The sequence below is a fragment of the Ruegeria sp. BI7 genome (assembly GCF_056537925.1).
Genome location: NZ_JBQFSK010000015.1, coordinates 14,535 through 31,773 on the forward strand (window position 1 = coordinate 14,535; position 17,239 = coordinate 31,773).

The following is a 17,239-nucleotide window of genomic DNA, read 5'->3' on the forward strand; positions in this document are numbered from 1 at the left end:
GTTCGGTCCGAGGTCCGTATTGAGCCCAAAGCAGAAATCGCGGTTTGCTCCATCGTTGCGACAATTTATTGTTTTTGCGCAAGGACGTCGATTATCGCAGTGAGAGCCTTGTCTTCAAGCCCTTGATCCATACCCAATTGTGCCATCTCAACAAACAGTCGGGGCAATTCATCCCGGGCGCCTAGAGCCTCAAAACTTGCGAGAACATCTTCCAAAGCTGCGGCGTAAGTACTCATCGAGGCTGGTGGGTTGTCATAGGTGGCTTGAGGCGCTGTCGCGGCAAAGTAGTCGTAATAGGGTTTCATCATTCCCATAGATATGGGCACAAGATCAGAGAAGGTTTGCATCGGGATACCTGCTTTCTTCGCTGCCAGCGCTCCGTAAATCATTCCCCACATGAAACCTTGGCGAACTGTAAAAAGTCCCGCAAAGAGTGCAGCCAGCATTCCGGCTTGGTCACCCACATGGACAGAGCTTCCGCCCAAATCCCTAATGATTGGACCGTGGATCTTCCACTGTTCTTCGGTTCCAACGACCGACAGGACGGTATCCTTATCTCCGATCATATGCGGATAAGCATTGATGATGCCAACCATCCACGAGGCGCCAGCGTTTTCCACGAGTTGCGCTAAGTCTTCAGCATCCTCTGCGCCTCCAGTTGAGAGTTCGATTATGGTCTTGTTGGGCAGCGAATTAGCCGCATTGGACAAGATTTCTATTGTCTGCGGGTGCGATTTTACGCAGGTAATCGTTACAGGACTGGCAGATATCGCCTCAGAAACAGTGGCCGCCACAGTTGCTCCTTCGGAACCAAGAGCGGTCGCTTTCTCAGGTGTCCTATTCCAAACAGTTACAGATCGGCCTGCTTTCATTTGAGCTCGGGCAAGCGCTGTACCCATGGACCCAAGACCTATTACTGAAATGTCCGTCATGCTGAACTCCTCCCTAATAACCAATTGCAAACAACGGCGCGGTTTTGTCTCGCCGAAGTGCCAACGGGGCGACCAATCAGATCACCGTACTTGGAAAACGGTTCGCTATACTAAGGTTTTCTGAACAGGTCTTTAGGGAAACGGGTGCTTCACAGTCGCATCACCATTGACCGATGGTCAGGCACTAACTACCGCATTCTCGACGAGTGGTGAAAACTCGGCGCGGCATTTTAGACAATTCTACTGGCCTGACTGACACTGATTGCAACTTGCATGGCAACGCCTTCAGTTAGAAAATGCTCCGATATTTAATCTGGCTGCCACAATACTAAAAAAAGGAATTTGAAGTGGCCCCTGTCAGAGGCCACTTCTAAGCGTATCACTCAAAGTTGTACGGCGCACCGGCTTGGTTGATCACACTGTTGTATTCTCGGAAAATTCCAACGATTTTCTCATGCACTTCGCCTTCCTGGGCAATTTCTTCCCAGAACTCTTTGGCTGCATTCTCAACCTCGGCCCATTCGGACGCTGGCACTGATCGCAATTCCAGCTTATCGCCATTTGCGCGCAGTGCCGCTTCTCCGCCCCAATACCATTGATTGCGATAGGTGTGACCTGCTTCGATACCCGCCATCACGATGGATTTGAGGTGATCCGGTAGCTCTGCCCAACGCTCCTGGTTTGCAAACCAAGATCCGATCCACGCGCCCGAGATGTTGTTGGTCAGGAAATAGTCCGTCACATCAGCCCAACCAACCGTGTAATCCTCGGTAATGCCGGACCACGCCATGCCGTCAAGCTCTCCGGTCTGTACGGCGACTTCCGCGTCTTCGTAGGGAATGTTCACCGGCACGACGCCAAACTTGGCGAGGAACCGACCAGCGGTTGGGAAGGTGTATAGTTTTAGCCCATCCAGATCAGCAACCGATGTAATTTCCTTCTTTGTGTTGAAGTTGCACGGGTCTTGCCCAGCTGCAGACAACCACTGAACGCCAACTTTGGCATACTCGTCGCGCCAAATGTCCGCCAACCCGTATTGATTGAACAAAACCGGCACGTCGAGAATGTGCTTTGTCGCGAAGGGGAAGTACCCGCCAAAGACGCGAAGCGGTGTCGGTGACGCCATCGAGTCATCGTCCGAATGAACCCCGTCGATTGTTCCGCGCTGAAGCGCTTGGAACAGCTCGCCCGTGGGTACAATCTGATCTGCGAAGAACAGCTCGATTTCCAGCTCGCCGTTGGCATTGGCGTTGATGTAGTCAATTGCAGGCTTGGTCACATGCTCGCCCAACGCGCCTCCGGCATAGGTCTGGAACCGCCATTTGATGGGGGCCTGCGCCTTTACTATAGCCGGTGCAGCAAGCGTCGCGGGCGCGGCCAAAGCGGCGGTCCGCAAAAATCTACGTCTTGTAGTCATGGTCTTCCTCTCCTGTGCTTTTCATTGAACTTGATCCGGTTAACCCGGTTTCTCGTTCTTTACGTGCTCAGTTTCCGTAGACGATGCCCGGAAGCCACAATGCGATGTCTGGGAAGGCCATCACCAATCCCAAAGCCAATGCCATCACTGCCACAAACGGTATGATGGACCTGTAAATATCTCCAATCGTCACCTCTGGCGGGGCCATGGCCCGCATCAAAAACAGGTTGTACCCAAAAGGCGGGGTCATATAGGCGATCTGACATGTGATCGTGTAGAGGACACCGTACCATATCAGATCAAACCCCAGCGCACCGACCAGCGGCACGTATAACGGAGCGACGATGACCAGCATGGCGGTGTCATCCAGAAACGTACCCATCACCAGAAAGCTGAGCTGCATCAGGATCAGGATGATCCACGGGTTCAGACCAAGCTGCACCGTAAACAGGTTTTCGATCGCCTTGACCGCGCCCAGCCCGTCAAAAACCGCGCCGAAGGCAAGGGCAGCAAGGATGATCCACATGAACATGCAGGTAATTCCAAGCGTCTGTTTGATCGAGGTCTCAAAGACCTGCCACGTCATGCGGCGTTTCAGAACCGCCGCCATCAAGGCCGCGATTGCCCCCAAGGCTGAGCTTTCGACCAGTGAGGTCCAGCCATTCACGAAGGGCACCATCATCACCGCAAAGATGCCTATGGGCAGCAGACCAGCCCCCAGCAGGCGGAGTTTTTCGCTCCAGGTGACCTGCGCGCGTTCTTCGGCGCTCATCACAGGGCCGAGCGATGGGTTCAGGCGACAGCGGATAGCGATGTAGATTATGAACAACGTGGCCATCATCAAACCGGGAATAACGCCTGCCAGCCAAAGCTGCCCGACCGGTTGACGGGCAATCATTGCGTAAAGGACCAACACAACGGAAGGCGGCACGAGAATTCCCAAGGATGAACCGGCCTGTATGACCCCCGTCACCATACGCTTGTCATAGTTCCGACGCAGCAATTCGGGCAAAGCAATTGTCGCTCCAATCGCCATACCTGCAACGGACAATCCGTTCATGGCTGAGATCAGAACCATCAGACCGATTGTGCCTATAGCCAGCCCGCCGGAAAGACCGCCCATCCAGACATGGAACATACGATACAGGTCATCCGCGATCCGGGATTCCGACAAAACGTATCCCATGAAAATGAACATCGGCAGCGTAAGCAGGGGGTACCAGCGCATGACCTTGATCGCTGCCGCAAACCCCAGATCATAGCCCCCCCTGTCGCCCCACAGGAAAAAGGCGGCAATCACTGCTACGAACCCGATAGCCCCGAATACACGCTGCCCGGTTAACAGCATCAGCATCATGGTCGAGAACATGAGCGCGGCTATCAATTCATAGCTCACCCGCGGTGTCCCCCTTCAAGGTCTTCGGGGGCCATATGCACCGGCTCATCATCTTTCGGACCCATATCATGTCCTCGCAACCGCAAGATGTCTTTGAACAGTTCCGAGATTGACTGCAACAGCATCAGCAGAATGCCAACCACCATGATCGTTTTGATGGGCCAGATATAGGGGCGCCACGCGGACGAGGACCTCTCGCCGCCATATTGGAACGAGTACATCAAACTGTCCCAACCTCCCCACAATAAAAAGGCCAGATACACGATCAGAAAAAGCACCGTCAGCACGTCAACCTGGCTTTTTCGGCGGTCTGTCCATTCTCCATACAGCAGGTCCATCCGGACATTCGCACCCATCTGCATCGCATAAGGACCGCCAAGGATGTAGTAAGCGACCATGGCAAACTGTGCCATTTCAAGGGTCCAGAGCGAGGGGACAAAGAAGGTCTTGGACACAGAGGAATACAGCAGGATCGCCATCATAAGAAAAATGCCATACATGATGACCCGCCCAATCGTCCTGTTGGCACGGTCCACAAATCTGACATAGGCCTTCATCACACCTGTCACGAAGCCGCCTTTACATAATGTGATTTGTCATGTGAGCCAGCGTAGAGCGAAAATTTCTCCGAGCGACTAAGAACTAACATCCCGCATTCGCGCGGAAAACCGCTATAAAATTCACGCATGTTGAGCTCTACCCCAATACTTTCCCTCTTCATCAGAGCGACATGTCGGATAGCTGTCAAGTTGGTACCAGGCATAATTGGCTGATTAAGGTGATGGTTCTAGAGCTTCATGGCAAACCTATTGTTGCAAGTCGCCCTTACTTGCTACTTTTTCATTTCGATGGATGCACTTTTTTGTGTGAGAACAAACCTTTCAGAGGGACAAAAACAGAGAATTAGGCGCGAAGTAGCGTAACTTAACATTTCATTCAAATACGACCTTTATTTGAGATCGAAACCGAACCTGGGGAGGCTAACAATCTTCCCGATGAGATGCCTAAGGTCCTTAGTGATTTTGTGACGTCCTAGGGGCGCCTGCAATTGAAGTTGTATCTTCTTGCCGAGTAACAGTTATAGCTATCGACAAATCGCTGCGCGGCCCATCCTTACCTAAATGAATGTTCATCAGATAATACCAGTTGCAGCAGTGCCTGCAGTTCGAGAGTTCGACAGGCCTCCTTTTTCGCTAGTGCAGCGAATGGCGGTAAAGCGAGCTGCGACCGCAGCATCTCGGTTGGCGGCTGGAGGTCGGCTTTGGGCCGAACGCTGAGGCAGGATATTCTGCTGATCAATCACGCCCAAGTAACACACACTGCGCCGGTTTCCAGGTTGCGAAGAGGCTCATTGGCTTACTATTTTACGTCGAATTGAAGCGCTTGAACCGTCGAAACACTCTCAAAGCGCAAAAATCTCAAGGTGTTGAATTCAATGGCAGGCGAGTCTCACTAATTCAGTCCCATTATTTACGTACTCCGACAATTCTTGTCGGATCACCTTAATGGTGAGACTGCGGTTGCAATAAAATCAATTACTTATAGGTTTGAATTTTTGAGACTCTAGAATCCACGATTTTCTAACCGAACAATTAGGAAGCCGCCTTTGATCACGCTTCGGTATATCGCGAATGCAGCAAGTCGCGAACCGCAGATTCCGGACGTTCAAAACCAAGTTTCAGATGGCCGGTGAGCGGGACAAGGCGTGAATTCGCTATGGGTGCTCGCACGGCAGCTGCTGGCGGATCGCGACGGCGACCCCTTGCAAGTCGGGCGGGAAACTGACGTTCTCTGCGGGCTCAAGTTGAGGGGTCTTATTTTAGCTGAGCGGACATTCGGATTAAACGCAGAACTGTATGCCGGTTCTAACCCAACCGCCACCTGATCCTATGCGTTGTCGCAAGAAACCCGAAGGCCGCAAAGCCAACTATCAAGAGAACTTCCCCCGTAGTTCATAAAGCGGAACGCCGCTCAACACACCGTCCAGATCATGTTCATCTTTTGGCATAGAGAACGTTCGGCGACCTTAGTCAGCCAAATATTCTTTGCTTGATATATAATAGATGAAAGAATGCACCGACCGAATAGGTTTGCATGGCCTGCAGCAGACTGCGCTTTTGAACATTTGTCGCGATGCGGACTGAACTATTCGACAATCAAAACACGCGAAGGTGCAAGGGGGAATTTTGACTAAGGTTCTGTTGATAGAAGACAACGAAATGAATCGCGATATGCTTTCGCGAAGATTGGCGCGCAAAGGGTTTCATGTCATTACCGCAAAGGACGGTTTGGAGGGCGTTTCCATGGCGGGAAGCGAAATTCCGGACATCATTTTGATGGACATGAGCTTACCTGAAATTGATGGGTGGGAGGCTACACGGCGTATCAAGGGAGCGCCCGAGACTGCGACGATCCCAGTGGTTGCCCTCACCGCGCATGCGATGGCCAGTGATCGGGAGAAAGCCCTGGATGCAGGTTGCGACGACTTCGATACCAAACCTGTTGAGCTTAGCCGTTTGCTGGAAAAAATGGAAAAATTGCTACCTGCGACGTGACGAAGAACCGCTCAGTCCACAGCAGTTTTGCGTTGCGTGACATAATAGGTTCTGACTTGACCCTTGCCTTTTATCCTTGTGTCGACGGGTTCAGAAACTTCAAAGCGATGCTCAACCCGTTTGGCAGTGGCGTCGGATATCTGTACCCGGCCCGGCGCGCCGGTTGATTCAAGTCGGCTGGCAAAATTAACCGTGTCCCCCCAGACATCGTACAGGAAACGGTGCGATCCAATTATTCCTGCAACCACCGGCCCGCTATGCACTCCAACCCTGATGTGCATTGGGTAATCCGTTTCAAGGTTCAGCGCCTCGACCTTATCGAGCATCCTTAGAGCCATTTCGACGATCACTTCGGCATGGTCTTCACGACCGTTTGGCACCCCAGCGGCGACCATGTACGCATCGCCAATTGTCTTTATCTTTTCGACGCCCAGTTCCCTCGCTGCCCTGTCAAAATCCGAGAAAATCCGATTTAGATAATACACCACGTGCGACGGTGGGAGATTGGCCGACATCTGTGTAAATCCAACGATATCGGAAAAGAGGACCGTAACGTCGTTGTAGCGATCGGCGATTGTGGTCTCACCGCCATTCAGGCGTGTCACGATCTGTTGTGGCAGAATACTGTGCAGAAGGTCTTTGTACTTTTGTTTCTCCGTTTCCACCTGCTCAAGAAAATGGCGTTCGCGTTCCCGCCAGCGTTTTTTCTCCAGCGCCGCGCTGATCCGGGCTTGCAACAGAATGGGGTTGAATGGCTTGGGCAGGTAGTCCTCGGCTCCGGCCTCAATACACCGTGCGACGCTTTCGATCTCATCCAGAGCTGAGATCATAATGACGGGGATATCACGTAGGGTGTCATCTGCTTTCAATCGGGCCAAAACGTCAAAACCATTGATATCCGGCATCATCAGATCAAGCAGAACCAGATCGAATGGATGACGGGACATTATTTCCAAGGCGGTATACCCGCCGTCGGCGGACCAGACGCGATGTCCATCCCGTTCTAATCGACGGGCAAGTAAATCCCGGTTGGCCTCGACATCATCAACGACAAGGATGTTGCCGGTGAGTGCAGCGGTATCGGTGATTGGGGCCAGAGGTTGCATACTCTGTACCAGATTTGCGAACATTGCGACGGTTTCGATCGGTGCATCAGGGACTTCAAATGCTGCGCTCGCCGGGTCGTCGGACAAAGCCGCAAGCTGGTCGATTTGTTGTAGAAGAGCGTCGGAATGTTCGAGAAGCCCAAGCAAATCTGCTTTCAAATGCCCTGCATTCAGGTCATCCAGATCCTCCAGCAACATCTCGCTGTAGCCTTTGATCGCGTTCATCGGGGTTCGCAGATCATGGCGCAACCGATTCATGCCCTCATCGCCACTGGCCGTCAGCCTCAGGGCCATGTCCGGGTGCAAAAGTTGGTCGACCAAAGCGTTCAATTCGGTCGTTGCCTGGGAAATCCGAGACAGATCCGAAGCAGACTCAACCAGCTTTAGATTCCCGGCTTCGCTTTGAAGCAGTTCGCTTATACCGACGATGGCACTGACCGGAGAGATCAGGTTCTGGCGCAAATTCGCCAGCCACACGGCCTGCGCGTGTTGTGCTTCGGTTTCCGGCCCGCCATTCACAGTTTATGTTTCCTTTGTGGGCGCAGGCCGGGACGCAACCAGGACATCGTTCAACTGGTTCAAGATTGTTTCGATTTCATCCCCGTCCTTGCTAATCAGTGTCTCGACCGATCCACTCAACCGCGCGCGGTCCTTGTTTGACAGGATTTTCGCGGTGACGACGATGACGGGTATGTCCTTCCAGTTCGGGTTTTTTCTCATCCCCGCCAGAAATTCGAACCCGTCCATCTCAGGCATCATGAGATCCAACAGAATGACGTCCGGAACGGATTTGGAAAGATTTTGAAGGGCGTCCAACCCGTTGATTGCCTGCTCAACTTTCCAGCCCTCCTTGCTCAGGACGCGACAGATCAATTCGCGCGTTGTGGCCTCGTCCTCCACGACCAAGGCTCGAGGGGTTGGCAGGGCCGGACAATGCTCCTTCAGCGCGTTCAGGAGTTCGACGGTATCGATGGGTTTGCTCAGGTATTCACTGGCCCCCAGGGATAATCCGCGGGTGCGGTCCTCTGCGAATGTCAGCATGATGACCGGTATGTCTGCCAGCTCCGGATCGTCTTTCAGTTTAGACAATACAGCCCAGCCATCAATCTCAGGCATGAACACATCCAACGTGATGGCGTCTGGTTTGGTCTTTCGGGCAAGTTCCAACGCATTATCGCCCCTTGTCGAGGCAAGTACACGGTATCCCTCTCTGCGCAGCCGACGCCCCAAAAGGTCATGCACCGTCGGGTCGTCATCCACCAGCAGAACCAGTGGAGCGTTTGGATCGCCGTTTGGATCGTCCTCGGAATACCCCGCGTCCCGTGACAGATCTGTTGATGGGTCGCAGCAGATACGCGGCAGACGAATGGTGAAAGTCGACCCTTTGCCTAGAGAACTAGTACAGTGAATATCACCGCCCAGCTGCTCACAGAAGACTTTGGTGATCGACAGTCCCAAGCCGGTACCACCATAGTTACGCGTCGTGGACGAATCCGCCTGTGTAAATGCGTCAAAGACTTTGTCGACTTGTTCAGGCGACATGCCGATGCCCTGATCGATCACCGTAAAATCCAGTTGATCTGGTTCATTCGATCGACGAACCGACAGAGTGATCGTCGCGTTTTCTGTGAACTTGCAAGCATTGGAAAGCAGGTTGAGCAGTGCCTGACGCACCTTTGTCAGATCGCAGACCATTTCGCCAACGTCCTCGGGGCACGCTATCTCAAGGATATTACTATTCTTCTCGGCCAAGGGTCGCACCGTGGTATCGACGTCCTTGACCATCTGGAAAACGTCGAACGTTTCCAGATTGAACTCCATCTTGCCGGCTTCGATTTTGGACAGGTCCAGAATGTCGTTGATCAGCGCCAGCAGGTGTTTCCCAGCAGATTGAATTTTTCGGAGATCGCTCAGGTTTGCCTCATCATTTTGGTCGATAGCCTCCTCGAGCATCAACTCACTGTATCCGATGATCGCGTTCAAAGGCGTGCGAAGTTCGTGGCTCATGTTAGCAAGGAACGTGCTCTTGGTCTTATTGGCAGATTCAGCGATATCTTTTGCCACACGCAGTTCGCTTTCCACTTGCTTTTGGGTGGTAATATCGCGGCCGTAGATATTAGCATAACCGCCCTCTGGAACCGGCCACAGCAGAAGCGCATAGATGAGGCCACCGGCCTCATATTCGAAATCTTGCCGTTGATCCTCGTGCAAACCTTTGGCAACACGCTTGCGCCAACCTGTTCCTACACGGTCGCCAACCTTAAGCTGCAATGCTTCGATCAATGGAGCGCTTGCCTTATTGGCATAAACCAGTTTGCCTTCATCGGTGATGCGCATGACCGGGTTGGGGTTCTCTTCGGGAATTCGCGCTAATTCGCGCATCCGCTTTTCGGCTTGCTTAAGTTGCGTGACGTCCCGCCCGTAGAGGTTGACGTGCTTGGCGTCCGGTACCGGCCAGAGAAGCAACGCGTAGACCATGCCATCGGCGTGACATTCAAAGTCATGTCGCTCGTCTTCCTGCAGCCCCTTCTTGACGCGGGCTAACCAGTCCTCAGTAACGTCCGCCCCGACTTTTAGACCCAAAGCTTCCAGCAAGGGATCGCTGGCCTTGTTCGCAAAGAGCAACTTGCCGTCACTGCCGATACACATTACCGGATTGGGGTTTTCCTCTGGAATCTGGGCAAGCTCGGCATTGCGGGCTTCGACCTTCTTCAGTTCCGAGACATCGCTGTAGATAGCGACCGTTCCGTTGTGACGGGTCTTGCGCTCGCTGATCTTGATCCAACCGCCGGATGTCCGGCTTTGCATTTGGGTGCCTTCCGGATTGTCGTGACGTTTCAGGCGTTGCGCCAGCCATTCTTCTTCTCGACCGATGGCATCCGAGATCACGTTGAGAGACAGGGCTTTTCGAACGACCTGTTCGAATGTCATGCCCGGTTTCACCAGATCTTCATGTCCCGGATACAGCATCTTTCGATAGGTCTCGTTCGCCAACACCAAACGATCATCGGAATCGTATAGGGCAAAGCCTTCGGGAATGGTGTCTATGGCATCGACGATCCGGTCCAGTGCCCGTTTCGTACCATCCGGTTCTGACACACTGTGATCGTCGGATTGGTTCATATTTGCGCTCTCCATTGGGCGAGACCAGCACATCGGTAAAACACTGTTTTCAGTTTTCCCGACGTCTTTGCAGTTGAATAGAAATGCAGAAGCAAAACAAGGCTGTTTCGGCCTCCATGTCCGCGTCGGGGGGCTGAGGCAATTATCGTAGCAGGGTTTTCGTCGGCTTCGAGGCTTCTCAGAAATTCAGGATATTACCTCGGAATGCAGCCAAAACGACGGCAAGCCAGGAAAGACATCAATGAAAATCGTCGGGGAACTTTGTGGATGGCTCCTGCATTGCACGAGGTTTTTGTGATGACGGCGGCCTGTCAATACAGTTGTGTGCGCCTCTAACCTAAAGGGCACTCGTGTCACCACCAATATTCTTTTTGCCGTGCACTTTCTCTCTGAACCGCTGCGCAATGATGTAAAGGGACGGGATGACAAATATTCCTACAAGAGCTGCTGCGATCATCCCGCTGAACACTGGTGTGCCCACACCTCGGCGAGCGAGCATGGAGGCGCCGTCGGCCACAACCAGCGGGTAGAGCCCGGCGATGAATGCAAAGCTGGTCATCATGACCGCGCGGAAACGCGCGCGAGCACCCTGAATGGCGGCATCAACAGCGCTCAGACCCTGCCGGTATCGATCCATTGCGAACTCGACAATCAAAATTGCATTCTTGGCGGCAAGCGCGATCAGAACCACCAGCCCGATCTGGGCATAGAGATTGTTCTGTAGACCCAATAACAGCAGTGCGCCCAATGCGCCGCAGATCGCAAAGGAGACAGAGAATAGAACAGCAAGTGGTATCGTCCAGCTCTCGTAGAGTGCGACAAGAAAGAGATATGCGAAAAGCAAAGCAAGCCCCAGAACAATGGGTGTCTTTCCGGCGGCCTCAATCTCTTGCTGTGCGGTTCCCGTCCAATCGTAGCTGTAGCCTTCTGGCAGGGTCTGTGTTGCAATTTCCTCCATCGCTGCGATGGCCTCGCCCATAGACACGCCCGGAGACGGTCCACCGTTAATGGTGACGGCCTGGAAATTATTGTAACGGGTCAGCAACTGCGGACCCAGAATGAGCTCTACCTTCGCCACAGCGCGCACAGGCACCATGTCTCCGTCGCGGTTTCGGACATGAATGCGCGCAATATCTCCGACATTGGCCCGGTATTTCTCATCTGCTTGTAAATTGACCTGCCATGTCCGACCGAACAGGTTCATGTCGTTCACATGATACCCACCCAATGTGACCTGCATGGCCCGGAACAGGTCGTCGACGTTCACGCCAAGCGTCTGCAGCCTTTTGCGATCGAGGTCCAGGTTCAGCTTTGGAGACTGAGCGGAAAATGTTGTGTAAACGCCCGACAATCTGGGATCGGTGTTGGCGGTTGTGACCAACCCCGCCGCAGTAGCGCCAAGATCCAGAACATTGGCACCATGCAGGTCCAGAAGTTCGAATTCAAACCCAGCGCCCGTACCCAATCCAAGGATCGGCGGAAGATTGAAGGGAAAGGCAATGGCATCTTCCAATCCGGCAAATTCGTGCCGGACGTGCCGGATCGAGGATCTTACGGACAACGCTGGGTCGATCCGATCTTCGAACGGCTGCATGATTGCTATGCCAAACCCGCTGTTCGACTTGTTCAGGCCATCGACAAAGCTGAAGCCCGTGACTGTCATGACATCCTGCACTCCCGGCGCGGATTTTATGATGGTCGATACGGTCTCCATCACTTTGGACGTGCGATTGATCGAGGAGCCATCGGGCAGTGCGACCTCTACAAAGTAAGCCCCTTGGTCTTCGACCGGCAGGAAGCCAGACGGCGTGATCTTGAACAGCCAGCCTGTGCCAAAAAGGGCAAAACCCAGCAGTAGAACAGCCAGGATTACCCGTCGGGCAAGAATTGAGACCGCATAGGTATAGCCATCGCGCGCGTTGTCTATACGGCGCGATATCCAGGCAAGTGGCCCGCGTCTGGGGGTGCTCCCACGGCGCAGCAGCACCGCGCACAGGGCCGGGCTGAGCGTTAAAGCATTCAGCGCAGAAATCAGCATTGAAAAGGAAACAGCTACGGCGAATTGTTGGAACATTGTTCCCGTAATGCCGGGAATGAACGCAACCGGTACAAACACGGACAGAAGCACACAGGTTATGGCCAGAATGGGGGCCGTGATCTGTTTCATGGCCTCGCCGGTGGCCTCGGGCACGGACATCTCCGGATTTTCACCCATGACCTTTTCGACGTTTTCGATCACCACAATCGCGTCATCCACGACGATGCCGATTGCAAGTACCAGCGCCAACAGCGAAACGGTATTGAGCGAAAACCCCAAAGCGAGAATGAAAGTAAGCGCACCAACGAGCGACACCGGGACCGCGATGAGAGGGATCAAAGCCATCCGAAGATTGCCCAGAAATAAAAAGACGACAATCACCACCAGAACAAATGCCTGTATCAGCGTTTTCACGACCTCTTGGATACTGGCTCGGACAAAGGTCACGGAGTTGTAGGGTACACTCCAATGGACCCCGGCAGGAAAGGCACTCTGCAATCCAGTTAGCGCTTTGTTTATGCCATTTGAGGTATCAAGGGCATTGGCCCCAGGCTCAAGATATATGCCAATCATCGCGGCAGGTTTGTCGTCAAAAGAGGCAAAGGAATCTTGAGTTTTTGCACCTAGTTCCACCCGCGCGATATCGCTGATAAGAACAAATGAACCGTCGGGAAGGGCGCGCACGACAACTTCTTCGAATTCGGCGATGCTGCTCAACCGGCCCTGGGTCTGGATGTTCAGCTGAAAAGTTGGATCGTTTGCCATCGGCTGCGCGCCGACACGCCCCACTGCTGCCTGAACATTCTGTGCATTGAGCGCAGCGATCACATCGTCAACAGTCACAGAAAGATTGGTCATCTTGTCGATGTCCAGCCATATGCGCATCGAGTAGTCCAATTCCCCGAAAAGGGTGGCATCACCCACGCCGGGGGATCTTTTGATGCTGTCCAGAACGTTGATTGTTGCGAAATTCGACAGGAACAAATCGTCATTCTTCGGATCGTCAGACGTAATGGCCACGACCTGCAGCAGCGCTGACGACTTTTTTTTGGTATTGACGCCAGCACGCGTGACTTCTTCGGGTAGGGCGGACATGGCCAGGCTGACGCGGTTTTGCACGTTGACGGCGTTTATATCCGGATCGGTCCCGGGCGCGAACGTGACCTGTAAGTTATAGCTGCCATCCGAACCGCTCGTTGACTTCATATAGAGCATGTCACTGACGCCGATCACCTGTTCTTCGATGATCTGGGCAACGGTTGACTCGACCACTTCGGCCCCGGCTCCGGGGTACTTTGTCGAAACCTGGACCTGCGGTGGCACGATGTCTGGAAGTTGTTCTACTGGTAACTGCGTGATCGAGATCAGACCGGCCAGTGTGATCACTACCGAAATGACAATGGCAAATCTGGGGCGGCGAATGAACAATTGCGAGATCATGGGATCAGTTCCCGCTGGCGCTTGCGGGGACATTTTGTGGTGTCGAAATGCTGACCTCAACACCGGCATGGACCTTTTGCAGGCCATCGGTGATAACCTGATCGCCTTCGCTCAGACCGTCTGAAATGACGGCTTCGGTACCTTCGGTCCGGTCGAGTTGGATTTGCTTTTTTTCAACTTTGCCGTCGCTTCCGACTGTGAAAACAAAGAAGCCAGACTGATCTCTCTGCAAGGCCTTGGCGGGGATCACCAGAGATTTGTCTTGCGTGGGATCGGTAACAATGACCCGCACCAACTGATTGTCGATTAGCGATCCATCAGGATTGGGAAAGGAACCGCGGACCAGAACGGAATCTGTTCCGGATTGCACCTGTGTATCAATCACTTCGATGCTGCCCATTGCACCGTATGTCGTGCCATCGGCGAGGATCAACTGCAGTTTCAGCGGTTCGGTGCCGGACGCCTTTGCCCGGCGCGCGCGAAATTCAAGCAGTTCGGCTTCGGTTACCGGAAAGGTCACGTGGATGGGGTCGATACTAGACAGCGACAGCAGGGTTCCGCCCTCCGGGCTGACAAATGCGCCAACGGACAGGTCCGTCAGTCCAATCCTGCCGTCAAATGGCGCAGTTATTTTTGTATAAGACAGATCAAGTTGTGCGTTTTGGAGGCTGCCCTGCAGCTCTAGCACATGTCCATCGGCCTCACCTTGCTGTGCCTGTGCTTTCTGAACGACAGCTTCAGGCGTATCACCTGTTGAGTAGAGTTTTTGCTGTCGATCAAGCTCGATATCGGCAAGTTTTTTTGCCGCTTGTGCGGCTTGGATTTGTCCCTGAATTTCGGTGACGGTCGCCTCGTAGGAATCCGGTTCGATCTCGATCAGGACATCCGCCGCTTTAACGCTTGAGCCGTCCTTGAAGTTGATGGACTTCACAAATCCCGGTACGCGCGCAATCAGGTCGACACGATTCAACGCCTCGATCCGGCCGGTGAACACTTCGGTCAAAGATACCGCCTTCATTTCTGCTGTCGTCACGGTCACTTTGGGCTTCGTTTGGCTGTCCTGCGCAATGACAAGGGAGGGATTCAGGCCTAAGTGCAGAATCATTGCGGCGATTAACAGCCTTACTAACAAGGTTCATCCTCCAGAAGAGTTTGGTCTGTGTTCTCGTTGAAACCACGGTAAAGTAATACAGTAGAAAATCCAGCAATTGACATTAAGCGCCTTTTCCAGCAACTCAACCAATTGAAAGTATTTGCTAATTAAGCAAAGCGGCTTGATCTCATACAGCCGTCACTGATACGTCGAGACTGTTGCGCAACCTATGAGTTCGACAGGTCTACAATACCGTGGGTGCAGCGAATGTCAGCGGAGAGGGTCGCAACCGCAGCATTTGAGACATAGGTCGCGTGACCGCTATGGGCCACGTTCACCTTTTCAAGCCCGCTGCGCGCAAACCCCGTTGATAGCGCTTATGATCCTCCGATCGAGCGAATGGGTGTGTGCGCTCTGCCAATTTAAGTGAGGCACCAGGGTCAAGACCCTTTAGGTCGAGAACTGCTTGCCTCGCCTCATCTAACTTGCCGCTAATGGCATTGTTCACGGCGAGATCAAGATAAGAACTGCTGCGGTTTGGCTGGACCCGGATTGACGCCTCGGCCATACGATGGCTTCTTCATACCGGCCTGCAACAAACCCGCACAGCGAGCGAATGGAGTACCACAAAGCCATCAAAGGATCGCGCGGGCTGAGCCTGATCGCGGCCTTGATGTTGGTGAGTGCTTCTTTGCTGTCGCCCAAATAAACTTGGGATCTGGCAAGCAAAGCGTAGGCATGGGGGTCGTTGGGGTTGAGGGCTATAGCGACCCGCAACTTCTTTACGGCGTCCTGATGATGGCCTGAAAACAAATCCGCCGCACCAAGTAGGGCTAACGCATACGCGTCGCGGTCGTTCATCGAAACCGCCCGTTGCGCCAGTCTTACCGCCTCGGAATTGGAAGCTTCAGGGTCATCACTCCAGCCGTTCACGCATTGCATCAGATGCGTAAATGACAAGTCCGCCAGCCCGAATGAGCTGTGCGGGTCCAACTCGACGGCTTTTATTAGCAGGTTCTGGGCTTCGGCTACGTCTGCTTTTGAGAACTGCGAGATATGCCAATGGGCGCGCGCAGACAATTCCCAGGCATCCATCCGCGGAACCTCATTACGTAGTGCGCGTTGCATTTCTGCAGTCAGGTATTCAGGTGCGACTGCGCCAACAATTTTTCGCGTGATATCGTCCTGCAGATCGAAGATATCTTCAATCACGCCGTCAAATCGCTCGGTCCAGACGTAATGGTTTGCAACGGCGTCGATCAATTGTGCTGAGACGCGAACCCTGTTGCCGACCCTTCGAACGCTGCCCTCAAGAACGTATTGCACACCCAGATCGCGGGCGATTTGCTCTGTCCCGACAGCGCGATTTTGGTAGGAAAAGCTTGAATTTCGAGAGATCACGAAGAACCAGTGAAACCTTGAGAGCGCAGAAATGACATCTTCAGCTATGCCTTCGGCAAAGAATGTTTGATCAGCTTCGCTGGACAAATTGTCGAAGGCCAAAACCGCAATCGAAGGTCGTTCCGGTAACTCAAAAAGGTACCTTTGGATGGCTGATGCCGACATGTCCCAACTATATGCAACCAAAGGTTCCGCGATGTTTTTGAGCTTCTGAGAACCAAGGCAGATGAAATGTTCTGAAAGCTTAGTATCAAGGCTCCGTCGCGCAGTTTCGGAAATCACGAGCGATCCGGGTTCGGCCAGGTCCTGGAGACGTGCGGCCACGTTGACGCCATCACCAAAAACGTCCTCATCGGCAAATCTAACATCGCCGCTGTGCAACCCCATCCTCAACTTGAACCGAGGACTATCGTTCAGTTCGTTTTGAACAGCCATTGCACACTCGATGCCACCGACCACGCTGGGAAACTCAACCAACCAGCCGTCTCCCATGCTTTTTATTACCTTACCGTCATGCTCACTAATTGTTGGTGTAAGAATGTCTTTTCGAAAATGACGCAGCGCGGTCAATGTGGCAGCTTCATCCTCCCCCATGAGTTTGGAATAGTTTGCCACATCCGCTGCCAGAATTGCGGCCAGCCGTCGTTCAGAGGTGTTTGACATGGATAAAGCATAGCCGAGGGCAGGCGTAGAAGAAACTTCGGTGGTATTGGCAGCTGAGTACCAATGTATTTGGGC

The 17,239-nt window shown here is 53.2% G+C and carries 10 protein-coding genes; 1 reads left to right on the forward strand and 9 read right to left on the reverse strand.

Annotated elements, in window-relative coordinates; all coding sequences use genetic code 11:
- Window positions 1–65: 65 nt before the first annotated feature.
- The 4 genes from ACR0JB_RS21010 to ACR0JB_RS21025 all read right to left on the reverse strand — a co-directional run bounded on the left by ACR0JB_RS21010 (window position 66) and on the right by ACR0JB_RS21025 (window position 4,314).
- The gene (locus ACR0JB_RS21010; protein WP_170394410.1) at window positions 66–932 is read right to left on the reverse strand and encodes an NAD(P)-dependent oxidoreductase; all 867 of its coding nucleotides are present in this window, start codon (window positions 930–932) and stop codon (window positions 66–68) included.
- 379 nt (window positions 933–1,311) lie between these two features.
- A complete protein-coding gene (locus ACR0JB_RS21015) occupies window positions 1,312–2,349 on the reverse strand; it encodes a TRAP transporter substrate-binding protein (RefSeq protein ID WP_170350253.1) in 1,038 nt (345 codons plus the stop codon).
- Window positions 2,350–2,416: 67 nt separating this feature from the next.
- Window positions 2,417–3,745, reverse strand: coding sequence for a TRAP transporter large permease (locus tag ACR0JB_RS21020; RefSeq protein WP_170350254.1), 1,329 nt, complete (start codon window positions 3,743–3,745; stop codon window positions 2,417–2,419).
- Window positions 3,742–4,314, reverse strand: coding sequence for a TRAP transporter small permease subunit (locus ACR0JB_RS21025; protein WP_425082651.1), 573 nt, complete (start codon window positions 4,312–4,314; stop codon window positions 3,742–3,744). The genes ACR0JB_RS21020 and ACR0JB_RS21025 overlap by 4 nt, the downstream gene beginning before the upstream one ends.
- 1,617 nt (window positions 4,315–5,931) lie before the next feature.
- On the opposite strand from ACR0JB_RS21025, the gene ACR0JB_RS21030 reads away from it, so the two are divergent.
- A complete protein-coding gene (locus tag ACR0JB_RS21030) occupies window positions 5,932–6,300 on the forward strand; it encodes a response regulator (protein WP_170394407.1) in 369 nt (122 codons plus the stop codon).
- A gap of 11 nt (window positions 6,301–6,311) precedes the next feature.
- Here the strand turns inward: ACR0JB_RS21030 and ACR0JB_RS21035 are convergent, their stop codons facing one another.
- The 5 genes from ACR0JB_RS21035 to ACR0JB_RS21055 all read right to left on the reverse strand — a co-directional run bounded on the left by ACR0JB_RS21035 (window position 6,312) and on the right by ACR0JB_RS21055 (window position 17,164).
- On the reverse strand, window positions 6,312–7,925 hold the full coding sequence (locus ACR0JB_RS21035) for an adenylate/guanylate cyclase domain-containing protein (RefSeq protein WP_217354365.1): 1,614 nt from the start codon (window positions 7,923–7,925) through the stop codon (window positions 6,312–6,314).
- Window positions 7,926–7,928: 3 nt separating this feature from the next.
- On the reverse strand, window positions 7,929–10,529 hold the full coding sequence (locus tag ACR0JB_RS21040; protein WP_170394404.1) for a response regulator: 2,601 nt from the start codon (window positions 10,527–10,529) through the stop codon (window positions 7,929–7,931).
- Between the two features lie 337 nt (window positions 10,530–10,866).
- A complete protein-coding gene (locus ACR0JB_RS21045) occupies window positions 10,867–14,007 on the reverse strand; it encodes an efflux RND transporter permease subunit (RefSeq protein ID WP_170394401.1) in 3,141 nt (1,046 codons plus the stop codon).
- A 4-nt stretch (window positions 14,008–14,011) separates the two neighbouring features.
- A complete protein-coding gene (locus ACR0JB_RS21050; protein ID WP_170394398.1) occupies window positions 14,012–15,046 on the reverse strand; it encodes an efflux RND transporter periplasmic adaptor subunit in 1,035 nt (344 codons plus the stop codon).
- A 558-nt stretch (window positions 15,047–15,604) separates the two neighbouring features.
- On the reverse strand, window positions 15,605–17,164 hold the full coding sequence (locus tag ACR0JB_RS21055) for an adenylate/guanylate cyclase domain-containing protein (RefSeq protein ID WP_480790263.1): 1,560 nt from the start codon (window positions 17,162–17,164) through the stop codon (window positions 15,605–15,607).
- Between the last annotated feature and the right edge of the window lie 75 nt (window positions 17,165–17,239).

Excerpts from the sequence above, each read along its gene's own strand:
- ACR0JB_RS21010 (WP_170394410.1), bottom strand. The coding sequence starts at position 932 with ATGACGGACATTTCAGTAATAGGTCTTGGGTCCATGGGTACAGCGCTT.
- ACR0JB_RS21040 (WP_170394404.1), bottom strand. The coding sequence starts at position 10,529 with ATGAACCAATCCGACGATCACAGTGTGTCAGAACCGGATGGTACGAAA.
- ACR0JB_RS21055 (WP_480790263.1), bottom strand. The coding sequence starts at position 17,164 with ATGTCAAACACCTCTGAACGACGGCTGGCCGCAATTCTGGCAGCGGAT.
- ACR0JB_RS21015 (WP_170350253.1), bottom strand. The coding sequence starts at position 2,349 with ATGACTACAAGACGTAGATTTTTGCGGACCGCCGCTTTGGCCGCGCCC.
- ACR0JB_RS21045 (WP_170394401.1), bottom strand. The coding sequence starts at position 14,007 with ATGATCTCGCAATTGTTCATTCGCCGCCCCAGATTTGCCATTGTCATT.